Source organism: Pseudomonas sp. Marseille-Q7302 (assembly GCF_965111925.1).
Window position 1 is genome coordinate 3,097,886 of record NZ_CBCOPK010000001.1, and the last position, 14,581, is coordinate 3,112,466.

The following is a 14,581-nucleotide window of genomic DNA, read 5'->3' on the forward strand; positions in this document are numbered from 1 at the left end:
GGCAACGTTGGGCTTCGCTATGCTCAGCACCAACCTACGCCCGGTTTCAGCGGCCCTGCAACGAATGCCCGACGACGCCCTTCTCTTCCACCTTGGCGGCGTCCCAAAACGCGTCCATCTCCTCCAGGCTGGCTTCCTGCGGCGTGCGCCCCTGGGCTTTCAGCGCCTCTTCGATATAGCGAAAGCGTCGTTCGAACTTGGCATTGGCCTGGCGCAGGGCGTCTTCGGCATCGACGTGCAGGTGGCGCGCCAGGTTGACCATCACGAACAGCAGATCGCCCACCTCCTCCGCCACCTGGGCGGCCTGGCCGTTGGCCATGGCGTCGCGCACCTCGTCCAGCTCCTCCTGGATCTTGGCCACCACCGGGGTCGCATCGGCCCAGTCGAAGCCCACGTTGGCGGCGCGCTTCTGCAGCTTGGCCGCGCGGCTCAGGGCCGGCAACGCGGCTGGCACGTCGTCCAGCAGCGACAGCTGCTCGGGCGCCATGGCCTTTTCCGCGCGCTCCTCGGCCTTGATCTCCTCCCAGCGCCGCTTGATGGTGGCCTCGTCGAGGCGCGGCAGGTCCAGGGGGCCGTGCAGGTCGCCGTCGGGAAAGACATGGGGATGACGGCGCACCAGCTTGCGGGTAATGCCGTCCACCACCTGAGCAAAGTCGAAATGGCCGTCCTCGCGGCCCAGCTGGCTGTAGTAGACGACCTGGAACAGCAAGTCGCCCAGCTCGTCGCGCACCTGGGGGAAGTCCTGCTTGGCAATGGCATCGGCGACCTCATAGGCCTCTTCCAGGGTATGCGGCACGATGCTGGCGTAGTCCTGCCGCAGATCCCAGGGGCAGCCGTGCTGGGGATCGCGCAGCCGGGCCATGAGGTGCAGCAGGTCGTCGAGCTGGTACATGGGTAAATCCTGTGACTGGAAAAAGAACGAGGCGCCAGAGGCGCCTCGTGGGGTCGTCACCACACCACTCAGGCGGCGCGGTTACGACGGGCTTCGATGATGTTGGGCAGCTGCGAGATGCGCCCCAGCAAGCGCCCCAGGGCGTCCAGGCCAGGGATCTCGATGGTCAGCAGCATGTTGGCGGTGTTCTCCTCGCGATTGGAGCGGGTGTTCACCGCCAGCACGTTGATCCGCTCGTTGAGCAGGATCTGCGAAACGTCACGCAAGAGGCCGGAGCGGTCGAAGGCCTTGATGAGGATGTCGACCGGATAGGTCTGCACCGGCACCGGTCCCCAGCTCACCTGGATGGTCCGCTCCGGTTCGCGACTGGCCAGCTGCAGGGCGTTGGCGCAGTCCTGCCGGTGGATGGTCACGCCGCGCCCCAGGGTGATGTAGCCGACGATGGCATCACCCGGTACCGGCTGGCAGCACCCGGCGATCTGCGTGAGCAGGTTGCCGACGCCCTGGATCTGCACGTCACCGCGCTTGCCCGGCTTGTTGGTGGGTTTGCGCGGAAGCAGATCGAGGGTATCGACGCCCTTGTCCGGCTCCACCAGCTGCTGGGCCGCGTGCATCACGTGGGCCAGGCGCAGATCGCCGGCACCCAGGGCCGCGAGCATGTCCTCGGCGCCCTTGTAGTTGACCTTTTCGGCGAGGGTGTTGAAGTCCACCGGCGGCAGTGCCAGGCGCGACAGCTCGCGCTCGACCATGGCTTTGCCGGCGGCGACGTTCTGATCCCGCGCCTGGAACTTGAACCAGTGGACGATCTTGGCCCGCGCCCGCGAGGTGTTGACGTAGCCGAGGTTGGGGTTGAGCCAGTCACGACTGGGCGAGCCCTGCTTGCCGGTGATGATCTCCACCTGCTCGCCGGTCTGCAGCTGGTAGTTCAGTGGCACGATGCGGCCATTGATCTTGGCGCCGCGGCAGTTGTGACCGATCTCGGTGTGCACCCGATAGGCGAAGTCCAGCGGGGTCGCGCCCTTGGGCAGATCGATGGCGTGGCCGTCGGGCGTGAAGACATAGACCCGGTCCGGCTCGATGTCGACTCGCAACTGATCGGCCAGACCTCCGATGTCGCCCAGCTCCTCGTGCCACTCCAGCACCTGGCGCAGCCAGGAGATCTTCTCTTCGTAGTGGTTGGAGGCCGATTTGACGTCGGTGCCCTTGTAGCGCCAATGCGCGCAAACCCCCAGCTCGGCCTCCTCGTGCATGGCGTGGGTGCGGATCTGCACTTCCAGCACCTTGCCTTCCGGGCCGATCACCGCCGTATGCAGGGAACGGTAGCCGTTCTCCTTGGGATTGGCGATATAGTCGTCGAACTCGCGGGGAATGTGCCGCCAGAGGGTGTGCACGATACCCAGCGCGGTATAGCAGTCACGCACCTCGGGTACCAGCACGCGCACCGCGCGCACGTCATAGATCTGGCTGAACTCCAGGCCCTTGCGCTGCATCTTCCGCCAGATGGAATAGATGTGCTTGGCCCGGCCACTGAGGTCGGACTTGATCCCGGTGGCAGTGAGTTCGTCGCGCAACTGCCGCATGACGTCGGCGATGTACTGTTCACGATCCAGCCGCCGCTCGTGCAGCAAGGTGGCGATCTGCTTGTACTGCTGCGGCTCCAGGTAGCGGAAGGACAGGTCCTCCAGCTCCCACTTGATATGGCCAATGCCGAGGCGATGGGCCAGCGGCGCATAGATGTCGGCGACCTCACGGGCCACCCGGTTGCGGCGTTCTTCAGTGGCATTCTTGACCGCGCGGATGGCGCAGGTGCGTTCGGCCAGCTTGATCAGGGCGACGCGAACATCGTCGACCATGGCCACCAGCATGCGCCGCAGGTTGTCGACCTGGGTCTGGCTACCCAGCACCATGGACTTGCGCGGATTGAGACTCTCGCTGATCGCCGCCATGCGCAGCACGCCTTCGATCAGCTTGGCCACCACCGGCCCGAAATGCTCGGCCGCGGACTCCAGGGTCGCCTTGCCCTCGCGCACCGCCCGATAGACGACGGCGGCGATCAGGCTGTCCTGATCCAGCTTGAGGTCGGCGAGGATCTCGGCCATCTCCAGGCCGGTACGGAAACTGGACGTGCCCTCCGCCCAGGTATGCTCGACCTGCCCGGAGTTCTCTTCCGCCGTGCGGGCGAAGCCGCAGGCATCCAGCAAGGCCTCGCGATCGAGATTTGGATCCACGCTCTGGATATGATCCAGCCAGGCGTGAAGGTTGATGCTGCCATCGACATTGACTGGCTGATGCGCTCTGACCTGTACCATCTACCCCTTCCTCACGGCGCAGCGTTCTCGCCGGATTGGCTCGCATCGGTTGGCGAGCCGTCGTTACCCGGGCATCCCGCCCGCTTCGAACAACACCATGGCTTCCACATGGGCGGTCTGCGGAAACATGTCGAGAATGCCCGCTCGTGTCATGCGATAGCCCTGTCGCACCAGCTCTCCCGCATCCCGTGCCAGGGTGGACGGATTGCAGGACACATAGACCAGCCGCCCTATGCCCAGGCCCCTGAGCTGCCGGACCACCTCCAGCGCACCGTCGCGCGGTGGATCCAGCAGGGCCAGCGAATGGGTACCCAGATCGGCGGGTAGCGGGTTCGACAGGTCCACCTGTAGAAAGTGCGCGTTGCCGATGCCGTTGTCACGTGCATTTTGTATTGCCCGGGATGTCATCGCCGCGACACCTTCGATGCCGGTGACCGCAGCCGCCTGTCGCGCCAGCGGCAAGGCGAAGTTGCCCAGGCCGGAGAACAGGTCGAGCACCCGGTCGTCAGCCGTTGGCGCCAGCCAGTCCAGGGCCTGGGCCACCATGGCCTCGTTGATGGGCGCATTGACCTGGACGAAATCCCCTGGCCGATAGGCAAGGGTCAACGCCCACGGCGCCAGCTGGTAACCCAGAACGGCATCGACCTGATCCGGCTCGGGCTCACCCTTGCCCTGCCACCAGAGCTGTACCTGCGCAGCGGCGCAGAACTCGCGCAGACGAACCTGATCGCCCGGCAGCAGCGCCTGGGTATGGCGGACCAGCAGCGCCGTCGCCGTGCCCTGGAAAAGCTCGACATGGCCGATGGCCTGGGGCTGTTCCAGGCTCCCCAGCACGCCCGGCAGCGCCCGTAGCAGGACCTGCAGCTCGGGCACCAGCACCAGGCAGTCGTCGGGCGTGACGATGTCCTGACTGGCTTCGGCGCGAAACCCCACTTCCAGCCGATTCTGCCGCTCATCCCAGCGCACCGCGACCCGGGCGCGCCGGCGATAGCCGAATTCGGGGCCCACCAAAGGCGCAGCCCAGACCAGCGGCTGGACCCCCGCCAGGCGCTGGAACTGCTCTGCCAGCGCCTGCTGCTTGAGGGTCAGCTGATCGGCATGGGGCAGGTGCTGCAAGGTGCAACCGCCACAACGGTCGGCCACGGTACAGGGCGGGGTGCGCCGCAACGGGCTGGCGTCCAGCACCTTCAAGGTACGGGCCTCGACCACCTGGCTGCGGGCACCGAGCACCCGTGCCTCGACGCGCTCGCCCGGCAGGGCACCGGCGACGAACCAGGTCCGCCCGCCTTCGTGACCGATGCCACGGCCGTCATTGGACAGACGATCGATGCCCAGCACCTGGCGCTTGCCGGTGGGTACCGCGACCGAACGCGCTCCGCCGGCCGGCTGAAAACGCAGGCCGCCACCGCCTCGCTTAGCGCGGGTCATAGACGCCGGTCGACAGGTAGCGATCGCCTCGGTCACAGATGATCGCGACGATCACCGCATTGTCCACTTCCCGGGCGATACGCAGGGCGCCCGCCACCGAACCGCCGGAAGACACGCCGCAGAAGATGCCTTCTTTCCGCGCCAGTCGGCGCATGGTGTCTTCGGCTTCCTGCTGGCCCATGTCGATGATGCGATCCACGCGGCTGGATTCGTAGATCTTGGGCAGATAGGCCTCCGGCCAGCGGCGGATGCCGGGAATGGCCGCACCCTCCTCCGGCTGCAGCCCGACGATCTGCACCTTGGGATTCTGCTCCTTGAGGTAGCGCGAGGTGCCCATGATGGTCCCGGTGGTGCCCATGGAGCTGACGAAGTGGGTGATGCTGCCATGGGTCTGGCGCCAGATCTCCGGACCGGTACCCAGGTAGTGGGCGACGGGATTGTCGCTATTACCGAACTGGTCGAGCACCTTGCCACGGCCTTCGGCCTGCATGCGGGTAGCGAGATCCCGCGCGCCTTCCATGCCGTCTTCCTTGCTGACCAGGATCAGCTCGGCGCCATAGGCGGTCATGGCCGCCTTGCGTTCGGCACTGGAGTTGTCGGGCATGATCAGGATCATGCGATAGCCCATGATGGCGGCGGCCATGGCCAGGGCGATCCCGGTGTTGCCGGAGGTCGCCTCAATGAGGGTATCCCCCGGCTGGATATCGCCGCGGGACTCGGCCTGCCGGATCATCGACAGCGCCGGGCGATCCTTGACCGAGCCGGCCGGGTTGTTGCCTTCCAGCTTGAGCAGCACGGTACTGCGGGTGTCGCCAGCCAGGCGCTGCAGGCGCACCAGCGGCGTGTTACCGATGCAATCGGCGATGGTGGGATAGTGCAGACTCATGGATCAGCTCGTTCCGCCAGGGGGTGAAAGCCTTCCATGATACCCCCAAACCCGCGTCGACCCTACCCACCCGACGCAGGGCTAGGGTCGCGGTGCAGCGGCACCGTCGCTGGCCAGCTCCAGGGCGGCCGGCAGGCTCAGCGACAGGATGGCTTCCGGCCCCAAGTTGGGCCGCAGCTGGGGCGTCACCTCCAGCCCGGGCAGCCCCGCCAGCCGTTCGGCCAGTCGTTTGGCGGCCTCGGGCGCGACCTTGCGGGTCATGTCCTCGGTGCCGGAAAACAGCGAGAGCTGCACGGGACGGGCACCACCCACCCCCTGGAACTCCTGGGCACGCTTGAGGATGTAGCCCTGCTGCCAGCCATAGGCCACGTCGCTCGCGACATAACGCTGGAAGGCCTGGGGTTGCCTGAAGAGCGTATCGAGCACGAACAGGCCACCATAGCCATGCCCCCAGAGGGTCTGGCGATTGGGATCGAACGGCACGCTCTGGGTCAGCAACGGCTTGATGCGCTGTTCGATCAGATCGAGAAAGGCCCGCGAGCCGCCGGTTGGCCACTCCTTGCGTGCATCGTCACGATTGCGCCCGCCATTGACCGCCGGGGTGTAGTCGTAGGTGCGCTCCTGCATGGCATCCGCCGCGTCGGCATAGCCAATGGCGACCAGAACCGGGGGACTCTTCAGTTTATGCGGCGACAGCCAGACATCCTGGAGCTGCGCCAGGGCCGTCTCGCCGTCGAGCAGGAACAGCGCGGGATAGCCCATCATGGGTGCCGGTTGCTTGGGGATGCCGATATAGACCCGATAGCGCCGCTTGCCGTCCGCCGAGTCGAGCAGGTGCGTCTCGAAGCTGTAGTACATCGACCCCCGCTCCACCAGGGTGGCCTGCTTCGTTTCCTGGGCCTGGGTCGGTGCCATCCAGCCGGCCCCTAGCAACAGGGCGCCCGCCAGCATCAGACTGCAACTCTTCTTCAAAGGATCTCCTCGAACATAACCGTACCGGAACGACCGGCAATCCCTACCAGACCGCCGATGGCGCCAATGGTTGTCCACCCCGGCCAGGGACCGTGGCAGCCTTCGCGCATTTTCGCGGATCAACGTCGCGAGGGGGTGCGACCCCTTTCGCAAAGACTCTCTTTACATTTGGTAAAGAGGTTAGACTCGCCAATTTCCTCGGGGGACGCGTAGTGCTGGACGAATTGGGACTCAAGGGACGCATTCTGCTGTTGAGCGTCCTCCCGACCTGCTGCATGGCGGCCCTGCTCGGGGTCTACTTCAGCTGGGTCCAGCTGTCGGACATGCGCAGCCAGCTCATCGAGCACGGCCAGCTGGTCGCCCAGCAGATGGCGCCTCTTATCGCGCCGGCCATGCGCACCGGTGACAACGATCAGCTCAATCGCATCGCCCAACGGGCCCTCGATCAGGCCGACGTCCGGGCGATCAGCTTCCTTGATGCCGATGGCAACGTCCTCGCCCATGCCGGCCCCTCCATGACCGTGGAGCTGACCGGGCGCGACTTCCAGACCATCAGCATGAGATCCGGCCTCGACATCACCCACTTCAATCTGCCGGTGCAGACCCACGATCTGCGCTTGACCCGCAGCGACGGCAGTCCGGCCTCGCCCCAGACCCTGGGCTGGATCCAGCTCGAACTCTCCCACCACGCCACCCTGCTGCGCGGTTATCGCAACCTGGTGGCCGGCCTGCTGCTGATCCTGCTGGGCCTGGCCTTCACCGCCTTCATCGCGGTGCGCATGGGCCGGCGGATCAATCGTCCGCTGCAGGTGATCGCCCAGGGCGTCAGCCAGCTGCAGGAAGGCCGCCTGGAAACGCGCTTGCCCACCCAGCTCGGCAGCCCCGAATTCGACGAACTGGCGACCGGTATCAATCGCATGGCCGAAGCCATGGAAAACGCCCAGTTCGAGATGCAGAACAACATCGACCAGGCCACCGAAGACGTACGCCAGAATCTGGAAACCATCGAAATCCAGAACATCGAACTGGACCTGGCACGCAAGGCCGCCCTGGAGGCCAGTCGCATCAAGTCGGAATTCCTGGCCAACATGAGCCATGAGATCCGCACCCCGCTCAACGGCATCATCGGCTTCACCAACCTGATGCAGAAAAGCGAGCTGACTCCCCGCCAGCAGGACTACCTGAGCACCATCCAGAACTCCGCGGAAAGCCTGCTGGGCATCATCAACGAGATCCTCGACTTCTCGAAGATCGAGGCCGGCAAGCTCGTGCTGGAAAACCTGCCGTTCAATCTGCGCGACATGATCCAGGACACCCTGACCATCCTCGCGCCCTCGGCCCACGAAAAGCACCTCGAACTGGTCTGCCTGGTGTATCGCGACACCCCGACCCACCTGGTCGGCGATCCCCAGCGCCTGCGCCAGGTGCTCACCAACCTGGTGAGCAACGCCATCAAGTTCACCCACTCTGGCACCATCGCCGTACGGGCCATGGTCGAGGAAGAAACCGACGACCATGCCCAGCTGCGCATCAGCGTGCAGGACACCGGGGTCGGGCTGACCGACGAAGACCGGCAGATGCTGTTCCAGGCCTTTTCCCAGGCCGACAACTCCCTGACCCGCCAGGCGGGCGGCACCGGGCTGGGCCTGGTCATCTCCAAGCGCCTGATCGAGCAGATGGGCGGCGAGATCGGCCTGGAAAGCATTCCCGGCGAAGGCTCGGAATTCTGGATCACCCTCACCCTGCCCAAGGCCCATGGCAGCGTCGAAAACCACAAGCGCATCGCCCTGGCCGGCCGTCGCGTTGGCCTGGTGGAACCGCACCCCCTCACCCGCCAGGCGCTGCAGCACCAGCTCGAGGAGTGTGGCCTGAGCGTCGAAGTCTTCGAGACCCTTGAACAGCTGAGTGACGCCGTCGCCCATCCGGCGTCTGGCAAGCTGCCGGTCAGCCTGGCGGTGCTTGGCGTCAGCGCGCGCACCATTCCCCCGGATCTGCTCACCGAGCGCATCTGGGAGCTGGGTCGCCAGGACTGCAACACCCTGGTCTATTGCCCGACCACCGACCAGGCGGTGTTCCACGCCTCCCTGCCGGACGTCCACTGTCAGCTGCACGCCAAGCCAGCCTGCAGCCGCAAGCTAGAGCAGGCCGTGGCCGAACTGCTCAACCAGCGCCCTCAGCGCAACGAAAGCGGCGGGATGGGCATCACCGACCGTCCGCCCCGCCTGCTCTGCGTGGATGACAATCCAGCCAACCTGCTGCTGGTAGAAACCCTGCTGACCGATCTTGGTGCCCAGGTCACCGCGGTGGACAGTGGCTATGCTGCGGTGGAGGCGGTCCAGCAGGAGCGCTTCGACCTGGTATTCATGGATGTGCAGATGCCTGGCATGGACGGTCGCCAGGCCACCGAGGCCATTCGCGACTGGGAAGCCAGCGAGGGCGGCACCCCGGTGCCTATCGTCGCGCTCACCGCCCACGCCATGGCCAACGAGAAACGCGCCCTGCTGCAGAGCGGCATGGACGACTACCTGACCAAGCCCATCAGCGATCGGCAACTGGCCCAGGTCATTCTCAAGTGGACGGGCTTGCGCCTGCTGCACAGTTCGGCACCCGAGGTCACCAGCCTCAACAGCGGCGGCCAGGACATTTCCACCCTACCGGTGATGGACGCGGACGAAGGCCTGCGCCTCGCCGCCAACAAGCCCGACCTGGCCAAGGACCTGCTGAGCATGCTGCTCGCCTCCCTGGCGGCGGATCGCCAGGCCATCCGCCAGGCCCGCGAGGACGGTGATCGCATTGCGCTCATCGAGCGCGTCCACCGCCTGCATGGCGCTACTCGCTATTGCGGCGTGCCCCAGTTGCGCGCCGCCTGCCAGCACAGCGAAACCCTGCTCAAGCAGGGTGCTCCGACCTCCAGCCCGGCGCTGGAAGAGCTGGACGCCGCCATCGTCAATCTCTCCGCTCAGGCCAAGAGCCCGCTCTAGCGGGCGCTAGTCCTCGAACAGCCTGAGCTGCAGCGCGGCTTCGCGCAGATCCAGCAGACGCACGCCGACGCCCAGCAGCCGGACCGGCCGATTGCCACGGCGATAGGCCTGCTCCAGCAGGCGCCGATAGCTGTCGAGATCTCGACCGGCGCCCTGCTGCTCCAGGGTGGTCTGGGTGAAGTCGTGGAACTTGACCTTGATAAAGGGTCGTTCCGGGCGATAGCGATCGGCCAGCCGTACCAGCCTTTCTTCCAGCTTGGCCAGCAATTCCGGCAACTCCTTCACACAGGCAGCGGCGTCGGGCAGGTCCTGGTCGTAGGTGCGCTCCACGCTGGCCGATTGCCGCTGACTGTCCACCTTGACCTGACGCTCGTCGATACCATGGGCCAACGACCAGAGTCGCTCGCCGAAGCTGCCGAATTCGCGCAACAGATCGAAGCGCGACCAGGTCTGCAGATCGCTGCACAGGACGATGCCGCGCCGCTTGAGCTTGTCCGCGGTGACCTTGCCGACGCCGTGCAGCTTGGCCACCGGCAGTGTGGCGACGAAATCATCCACCTCGTGCGGCGCGATGACGAACAGGCCGTTGGGCTTTTTCCAGTCGCTGGCGATCTTGGCAAGAAACTTGTTGGGCGCCACCCCCGCTGACACCGTGATGTTCAGCTCCTGCCACACCCGACGGCGGATGTCGCGCGCGATCAGGGTGGCGCTGCCGTTGAACAGGTCGCACTGGGTGACATCCAGGTAGGCTTCATCGAGGGACAGCGGCTCGATCAGCTCGGTGTAGTCCTGGAAGATCCCATGAATCTGCCGCGACACTTCCTTATAGACATCGAAGCGCGGCTTGACGAAGACCAGGTCGGGACAGAGCTTCTGCGCCTGATGGGACGACATGGCGGAGCGCACACCGAAGGCGCGGGCCTCATAGTTGCAGGTGGCGACCACCCCACGCCGATCAGGGGTACCGCCTACCGCCAGGGGCTTGCCGCCCAGACGCGGATCGTCGCGCATCTCGATGGACGCATAGAAGCAGTCGCAATCGACATGAATGATCTTGCGCTGACGCTTGGGGGGAAGTTGGGCGGTGGAGTTGTCCGGAGCCATGGAGAGAGATGCCGGGCCGGGCACTGCGGCTGATTATCCGTACAGTAAGCCAAGCCCGTCCGCATTTGTCCATGGCGAACGACGAATCGACCGTTAACCGACGTCCTGCAACAGGCGTTGGCGATGAACGACCTCTTCACGCAGCTCATCGACCACGGCCTTGAGGTCATGGGCGTGATGCAACTGATCATAATAGAGGTGACGCTCGGCGATTACCCCATCCGGCGTGGTGACCATCAGTCGCGCGAAATGGTCGCTGCGCTCGAAGAACTCGATACGCCCCAGACCCTGAAGATGATGAAGCAAGGTTTCCAGCAGGAGATTCATGGCGGCCCCTTGGACTTTCCTGGTCAAACGGCTCAGTCGCGCTGCCCATCGTCGAAAGGTGCACTCTCGTCGCCGGCGATGACGATCCGATCTTCTAATTGGCCGGATCGAACATGGCGAGACGGGGTATCCAGCAGCGCTTGCGCTGCGGTACGAAGCGTCTTCATGTCGTCGACGAGCAATTCGACTTTCTGCACGACTTGAAGTGCCATCTCGCCAGCGCCGTTGATACTGCTGCCGGTCAGGGCAAGGGAAAGATTGCACAGCTGGGCGACGAGCGTCGCTACATCCTGTTCCATCATGCGCATGATGCGCTGATCCAGACAACTCGAATCCTGGGAAGGGTGCATGGGGTTCTCCGCGAGACACCTCGAGGATAGCATATGGCCACCACCGGCCCTGGTGGTGATGCGGCGTTTTGCTATCACCGTCTCACTTGCTCGCGCGCTCTCATCGGATTCGTGGACCCTTTGCCACGCACACAGGTCGACTGATGACGTGCAACCAGGAGATCCCCCATGAAACGCCCCCTACTGCTTTCTTCCGCCCTGTTGATCACCCTGGCACTCAGCGGCTGCTTCGACCGTGACCAGTCGGATCAGCAAAATCGCTCCAGCGGTGAAAAGGCCTCGGTGCAGATGCAGAAAAGCGATACCGACAAGTGACCTTACCTCGCCTCCTTAAATAAGCCTTTGAAGAATATTAAATTTTTCCTTGACGTTTTTTTTCTTGGCCCTATACTGAGCCACATCGGACGCGGGATGGAGCAGTCTGGTAGCTCGTCGGGCTCATAACCCGAAGGTCGTTGGTTCAAATCCAGCTCCCGCAACCAAATTCGAAAAAACCACTCTTCTGAGTGGTTTTTTTTTGCGCTGAATTTGACCTGGGCCAGATCCCAGCGGGGCGAACTCTGGAGCTACAAGAGCTACAAAGGTTGGTATAGAGCTTTTTTATCTGTACAAGGCTTGGCAAACCGCGCGCGAGCAGTAATCTGACGCGCGTTTCCTGTCTAGAGGAGTTTGCATGACTGCACCTGATCCAGCCAAAGAGGTCTCCTCGAAGCCGGTATCCCCTGCGGATCATCCCGTTTCGCCCCCTCCCGCCCTACCCTGGCGCCTGCTGGAACGGCTGACCGCCTACCGGCAACCCATCGAGCTGGGTCTCACGCTGGTGTTGTTCGCCGTCGCACTGGTGGTGTGCTGGCACCTGCTGAGCAGCATCGATGGCGAAGCCCTGCACGATGCCCTGCATGACATCCCACACTCGTCACTGATCGGCGCCCTCCTGGCGGCGGCAGCCGGCTTCACCATCCTGTTGGGCTACGAGTGGTCGGCCATGCACTTCGCCGACGTCAAGCTGCCGGCGCGGACCTGGACCCTGGGCGGTTTCACTGCCTTCGCCATCGGCAACGCGGTGGGTCTGTCCATGCTGTCCGGTGGTTCGGTGCGCTATCGCCTCTATGCGCGCAAGGGCCTCAGTGCCCTGGAAGTGGCGCAGATGACGGTGTTTTCCAGCCTGGCGCTGGGAACCGCACTGCCACCGCTGGCCGCTATCGCCGCCTTGACCAATCTGCAGGCCTCCACCCAGGCCCTGCGGGTACCGGAGGCGGTGATCATCACCGTGGCCGGGCTGATCCTGGTCGGCTATGCGGTGGGTATCCTGGCATTGCGTCGCTGGCGCGCCCCCGAACAGCCCTCCGCCCATGCCCTGCACTTCCGCATCGGCAAGAGAGCGCTGCGTCTGCCGACCCTGCGCCTGTCCGCCCTGCAGCTGGCGATCACCATCCTCGACGTCGTCGCCGCGTCCATGGTGCTCTACCTGCTGCTGCCGACCGCACCACCCTTTGGTGCCTTCCTGCTCGTTTATCTGCTGGCGCTGGCCGCCGGGGTACTCAGCCACGTCCCGGGTGGCGTCGGGGTCTTCGAAGCCGTACTGCTGGCAGCCTTCGCCAACGAGCTGGGCGCTGCCCAGCTGGCTGCCGCCCTGGTGGTCTACCGGCTGTTCTATGTGCTGCTGCCCTTCGTGCTCGCCTGCCTGGTGCTGCTGTTCAGCGAAGGCCGCCGCCTGCTGTCGAACAGTCCGGCGGTTCGCGTGGCGTCCGGCCTGGCCGCGCCCATCCTGGCTATCCTGGTGTTCTTTTCCGGGGTAGTCCTGCTTTTTTCTGGGGTCACCCCTGAAATAGACACCCGTCTGGAAGGCATGGATTTCCTGCTGCCCCAGCGGTTGATCGACGCCTCCCACCTGGGCGCGAGCCTGATTGGCGTCGTCTGTCTATTGCTGGCGCAGGGATTGCGCCGGCGCCTGTCCGCGGCTTGGGCGGTGACCTTGGTTTTGCTGTTGCTGGGCTCTCTGCTGTCCCTGTTGAAAGGTTTCGACTGGGAGGAAGCCTCCATCCTGGCGCTGACGGCCGCGCTGCTCGCCATCTTTCGCAAATCCTTCTATCGCCGTAGCCGGCTGATGGAGCAGCCGTTCTCGCCGCTGTACGTGACCGCCAGCATCTGCGTGGTCGCGGCTTCGGTCTGGCTGCTGCTGTTCGCCTATCAGGACGTTCCCTACGATACGCGCCTGTGGTGGCAATTCGCGTTGGACGCCGATGCCCCCCGCGGTCTGCGCGCGGCCCTGGGCAGCTCAGTACTGCTGCTGATCATTGCTCTGGGCTGGCTGCTGCGCGCCGCGCCGCCACCCATCGAAGCGCCCGATACGGCAGAGCTCGAACGGGCCTTCGGCATCGTGCGCAAATCCAGTCAGCCGGATGGCGGCCTGGTGATGACCGGGGACAAGGCCCTGCTCTTCCACGAGAGTGACGACGCCTTCCTGATGTACGGTCGCCGCGGGCGCAGCCTGATCGCCTTGTTCGACCCCATCGGTCGGGCACAACCCCGCGCCGAGCTGATCTGGAAATTCCGCGACCTGTGCGATCTGCACCATGCGCGACCGGTGTTCTATCAGGTACGCGCCGAGAACCTGCCGTTCTACATGGACATCGGCCTGACAGCCCTGAAGCTGGGTGAGGAGGCGCGGGTCGATCTGCACGCCTTCGATCTCGACAGCAAAGGCAAGAAGGACCTGCGCTATACCTGGAACCGGGGCCAGCGCGATGGCCTGTCCATCGAATTCCATGCACCCGGCGAAGCGCCCTTCGACGAACTCAAGGCCATCTCCGACGTCTGGCTGGAGAGCAAGCAGGTGCGGGAGAAAGGCTTCTCTCTGGGCCGTTTCGATCAGGCTTACCTCAAGCACTTCCGCATCGCCGTGGTGCGCTTCCAGGACCGAGCGGTGGCCTTTGCCAATCTGCTGGAAACCGAACGGCCTGACCTGGCCAGCATCGATCTGATGCGTGTCACCGCCGATGCGCCCAAGCAGACCATGGAATTCCTCATGCTCGGCCTGATCCTGCATTTCAAGGCCGCCGGTTTCGCCCGCTTCTCGCTGGGCATGGTGCCACTGGCAGGACTACACCCCCGTCGCGGCGCACCCATTACCCAGCGCCTGGGCGCCATGGTGTTCAGGCGCGGGGAACAGTTCTATAACTTCCAGGGACTGCGTCGCTTCAAGGACAAGTTCGATCCGGAATGGGAGCCGCGCTACATGGCCGTGCCTGCCGGCCTGGATCCCCTGGTAGCCTTCGCAGACACCGCCGCCCTAATCGCCGGGGGTTATACCGGCCTGGTCAAACGTTGAG

General features: G+C 64.6%; 11 protein-coding genes and 1 tRNA gene. 4 read left to right on the forward strand and 8 right to left on the reverse strand.

All coding sequences use genetic code 11. The annotated features are described in order from the left end of the window. Nucleotides 1-46 precede the first annotated feature (46 nt). From mazG to ACWPW1_RS14445, 5 genes are all read right to left on the reverse strand, one after another. Nucleotides 47-892 (reverse strand): nucleoside triphosphate pyrophosphohydrolase, encoded by an 846-nt coding sequence (mazG, locus tag ACWPW1_RS14425; RefSeq protein WP_059315392.1) that lies wholly within the window; start codon nucleotides 890-892, stop codon nucleotides 47-49. Nucleotides 893-960: 68 nt separating this feature from the next. Further along, nucleotides 961-3,201 carry a GTP diphosphokinase gene (gene relA, locus ACWPW1_RS14430; RefSeq protein ID WP_059315393.1) on the reverse strand — a complete coding sequence of 747 codons (2,241 nt, stop codon included), beginning with the start codon at nucleotides 3,199-3,201 and terminating at the stop codon, nucleotides 961-963. A gap of 63 nt (nucleotides 3,202-3,264) precedes the next feature. Beyond that, nucleotides 3,265-4,629, reverse strand: a complete 1,365-nt coding sequence (gene rlmD, locus ACWPW1_RS14435) for a 23S rRNA (uracil(1939)-C(5))-methyltransferase RlmD (protein WP_454253278.1) — start codon at nucleotides 4,627-4,629, stop codon at nucleotides 3,265-3,267. Continuing rightward, nucleotides 4,616-5,515 carry a cysteine synthase CysM gene (gene cysM, locus ACWPW1_RS14440; RefSeq protein ID WP_454253279.1) on the reverse strand — a complete coding sequence of 300 codons (900 nt, stop codon included), beginning with the start codon at nucleotides 5,513-5,515 and terminating at the stop codon, nucleotides 4,616-4,618. The genes rlmD and cysM overlap by 14 nt, the downstream gene beginning before the upstream one ends. Before the next feature lie 81 nt (nucleotides 5,516-5,596). Beyond that, nucleotides 5,597-6,487, reverse strand: coding sequence for an alpha/beta hydrolase-fold protein (locus ACWPW1_RS14445; protein ID WP_313647544.1), 891 nt, complete (start codon nucleotides 6,485-6,487; stop codon nucleotides 5,597-5,599). Between the two features lie 212 nt (nucleotides 6,488-6,699). Between ACWPW1_RS14445 and ACWPW1_RS14450 the strand changes: the two genes are divergently transcribed. After that, the gene (locus ACWPW1_RS14450) at nucleotides 6,700-9,468 is read left to right on the forward strand and encodes a response regulator (protein ID WP_059315397.1); all 2,769 of its coding nucleotides are present in this window, start codon (nucleotides 6,700-6,702) and stop codon (nucleotides 9,466-9,468) included. Nucleotides 9,469-9,474: 6 nt separating this feature from the next. Here ACWPW1_RS14450 and dinB read toward each other — a convergent pair whose 3' ends face one another. The 3 genes from dinB to ACWPW1_RS14465 form a co-directional block, all read right to left on the reverse strand. Next, nucleotides 9,475-10,572: a DNA polymerase IV gene (dinB, locus tag ACWPW1_RS14455; RefSeq protein WP_271655304.1), complete on the reverse strand. Its 1,098-nt coding sequence runs from the start codon at nucleotides 10,570-10,572 to the stop codon at nucleotides 9,475-9,477. Between the two features lie 93 nt (nucleotides 10,573-10,665). Beyond that, nucleotides 10,666-10,899, reverse strand: a complete 234-nt coding sequence (locus ACWPW1_RS14460) for a hypothetical protein (protein WP_059315399.1) — start codon at nucleotides 10,897-10,899, stop codon at nucleotides 10,666-10,668. Between the two features lie 32 nt (nucleotides 10,900-10,931). Further along, nucleotides 10,932-11,249: a hypothetical protein gene (locus tag ACWPW1_RS14465; protein ID WP_059315400.1), complete on the reverse strand. Its 318-nt coding sequence runs from the start codon at nucleotides 11,247-11,249 to the stop codon at nucleotides 10,932-10,934. Between the two features lie 168 nt (nucleotides 11,250-11,417). On the opposite strand from ACWPW1_RS14465, the gene ACWPW1_RS14470 reads away from it, so the two are divergent. From ACWPW1_RS14470 to mprF, 3 genes are all read left to right on the forward strand, one after another. Next, nucleotides 11,418-11,564: a hypothetical protein gene (locus tag ACWPW1_RS14470; protein ID WP_167348565.1), complete on the forward strand. Its 147-nt coding sequence runs from the start codon at nucleotides 11,418-11,420 to the stop codon at nucleotides 11,562-11,564. A gap of 90 nt (nucleotides 11,565-11,654) precedes the next feature. Then, nucleotides 11,655-11,731, forward strand: a tRNA-Met gene (locus ACWPW1_RS14475). Nucleotides 11,732-11,922: 191 nt separating this feature from the next. Continuing rightward, on the forward strand, nucleotides 11,923-14,580 hold the full coding sequence (gene mprF / locus ACWPW1_RS14480) for a bifunctional lysylphosphatidylglycerol flippase/synthetase MprF (RefSeq protein WP_059315401.1): 2,658 nt from the start codon (nucleotides 11,923-11,925) through the stop codon (nucleotides 14,578-14,580). Nucleotide 14,581: the final 1 nt, after the last annotated feature.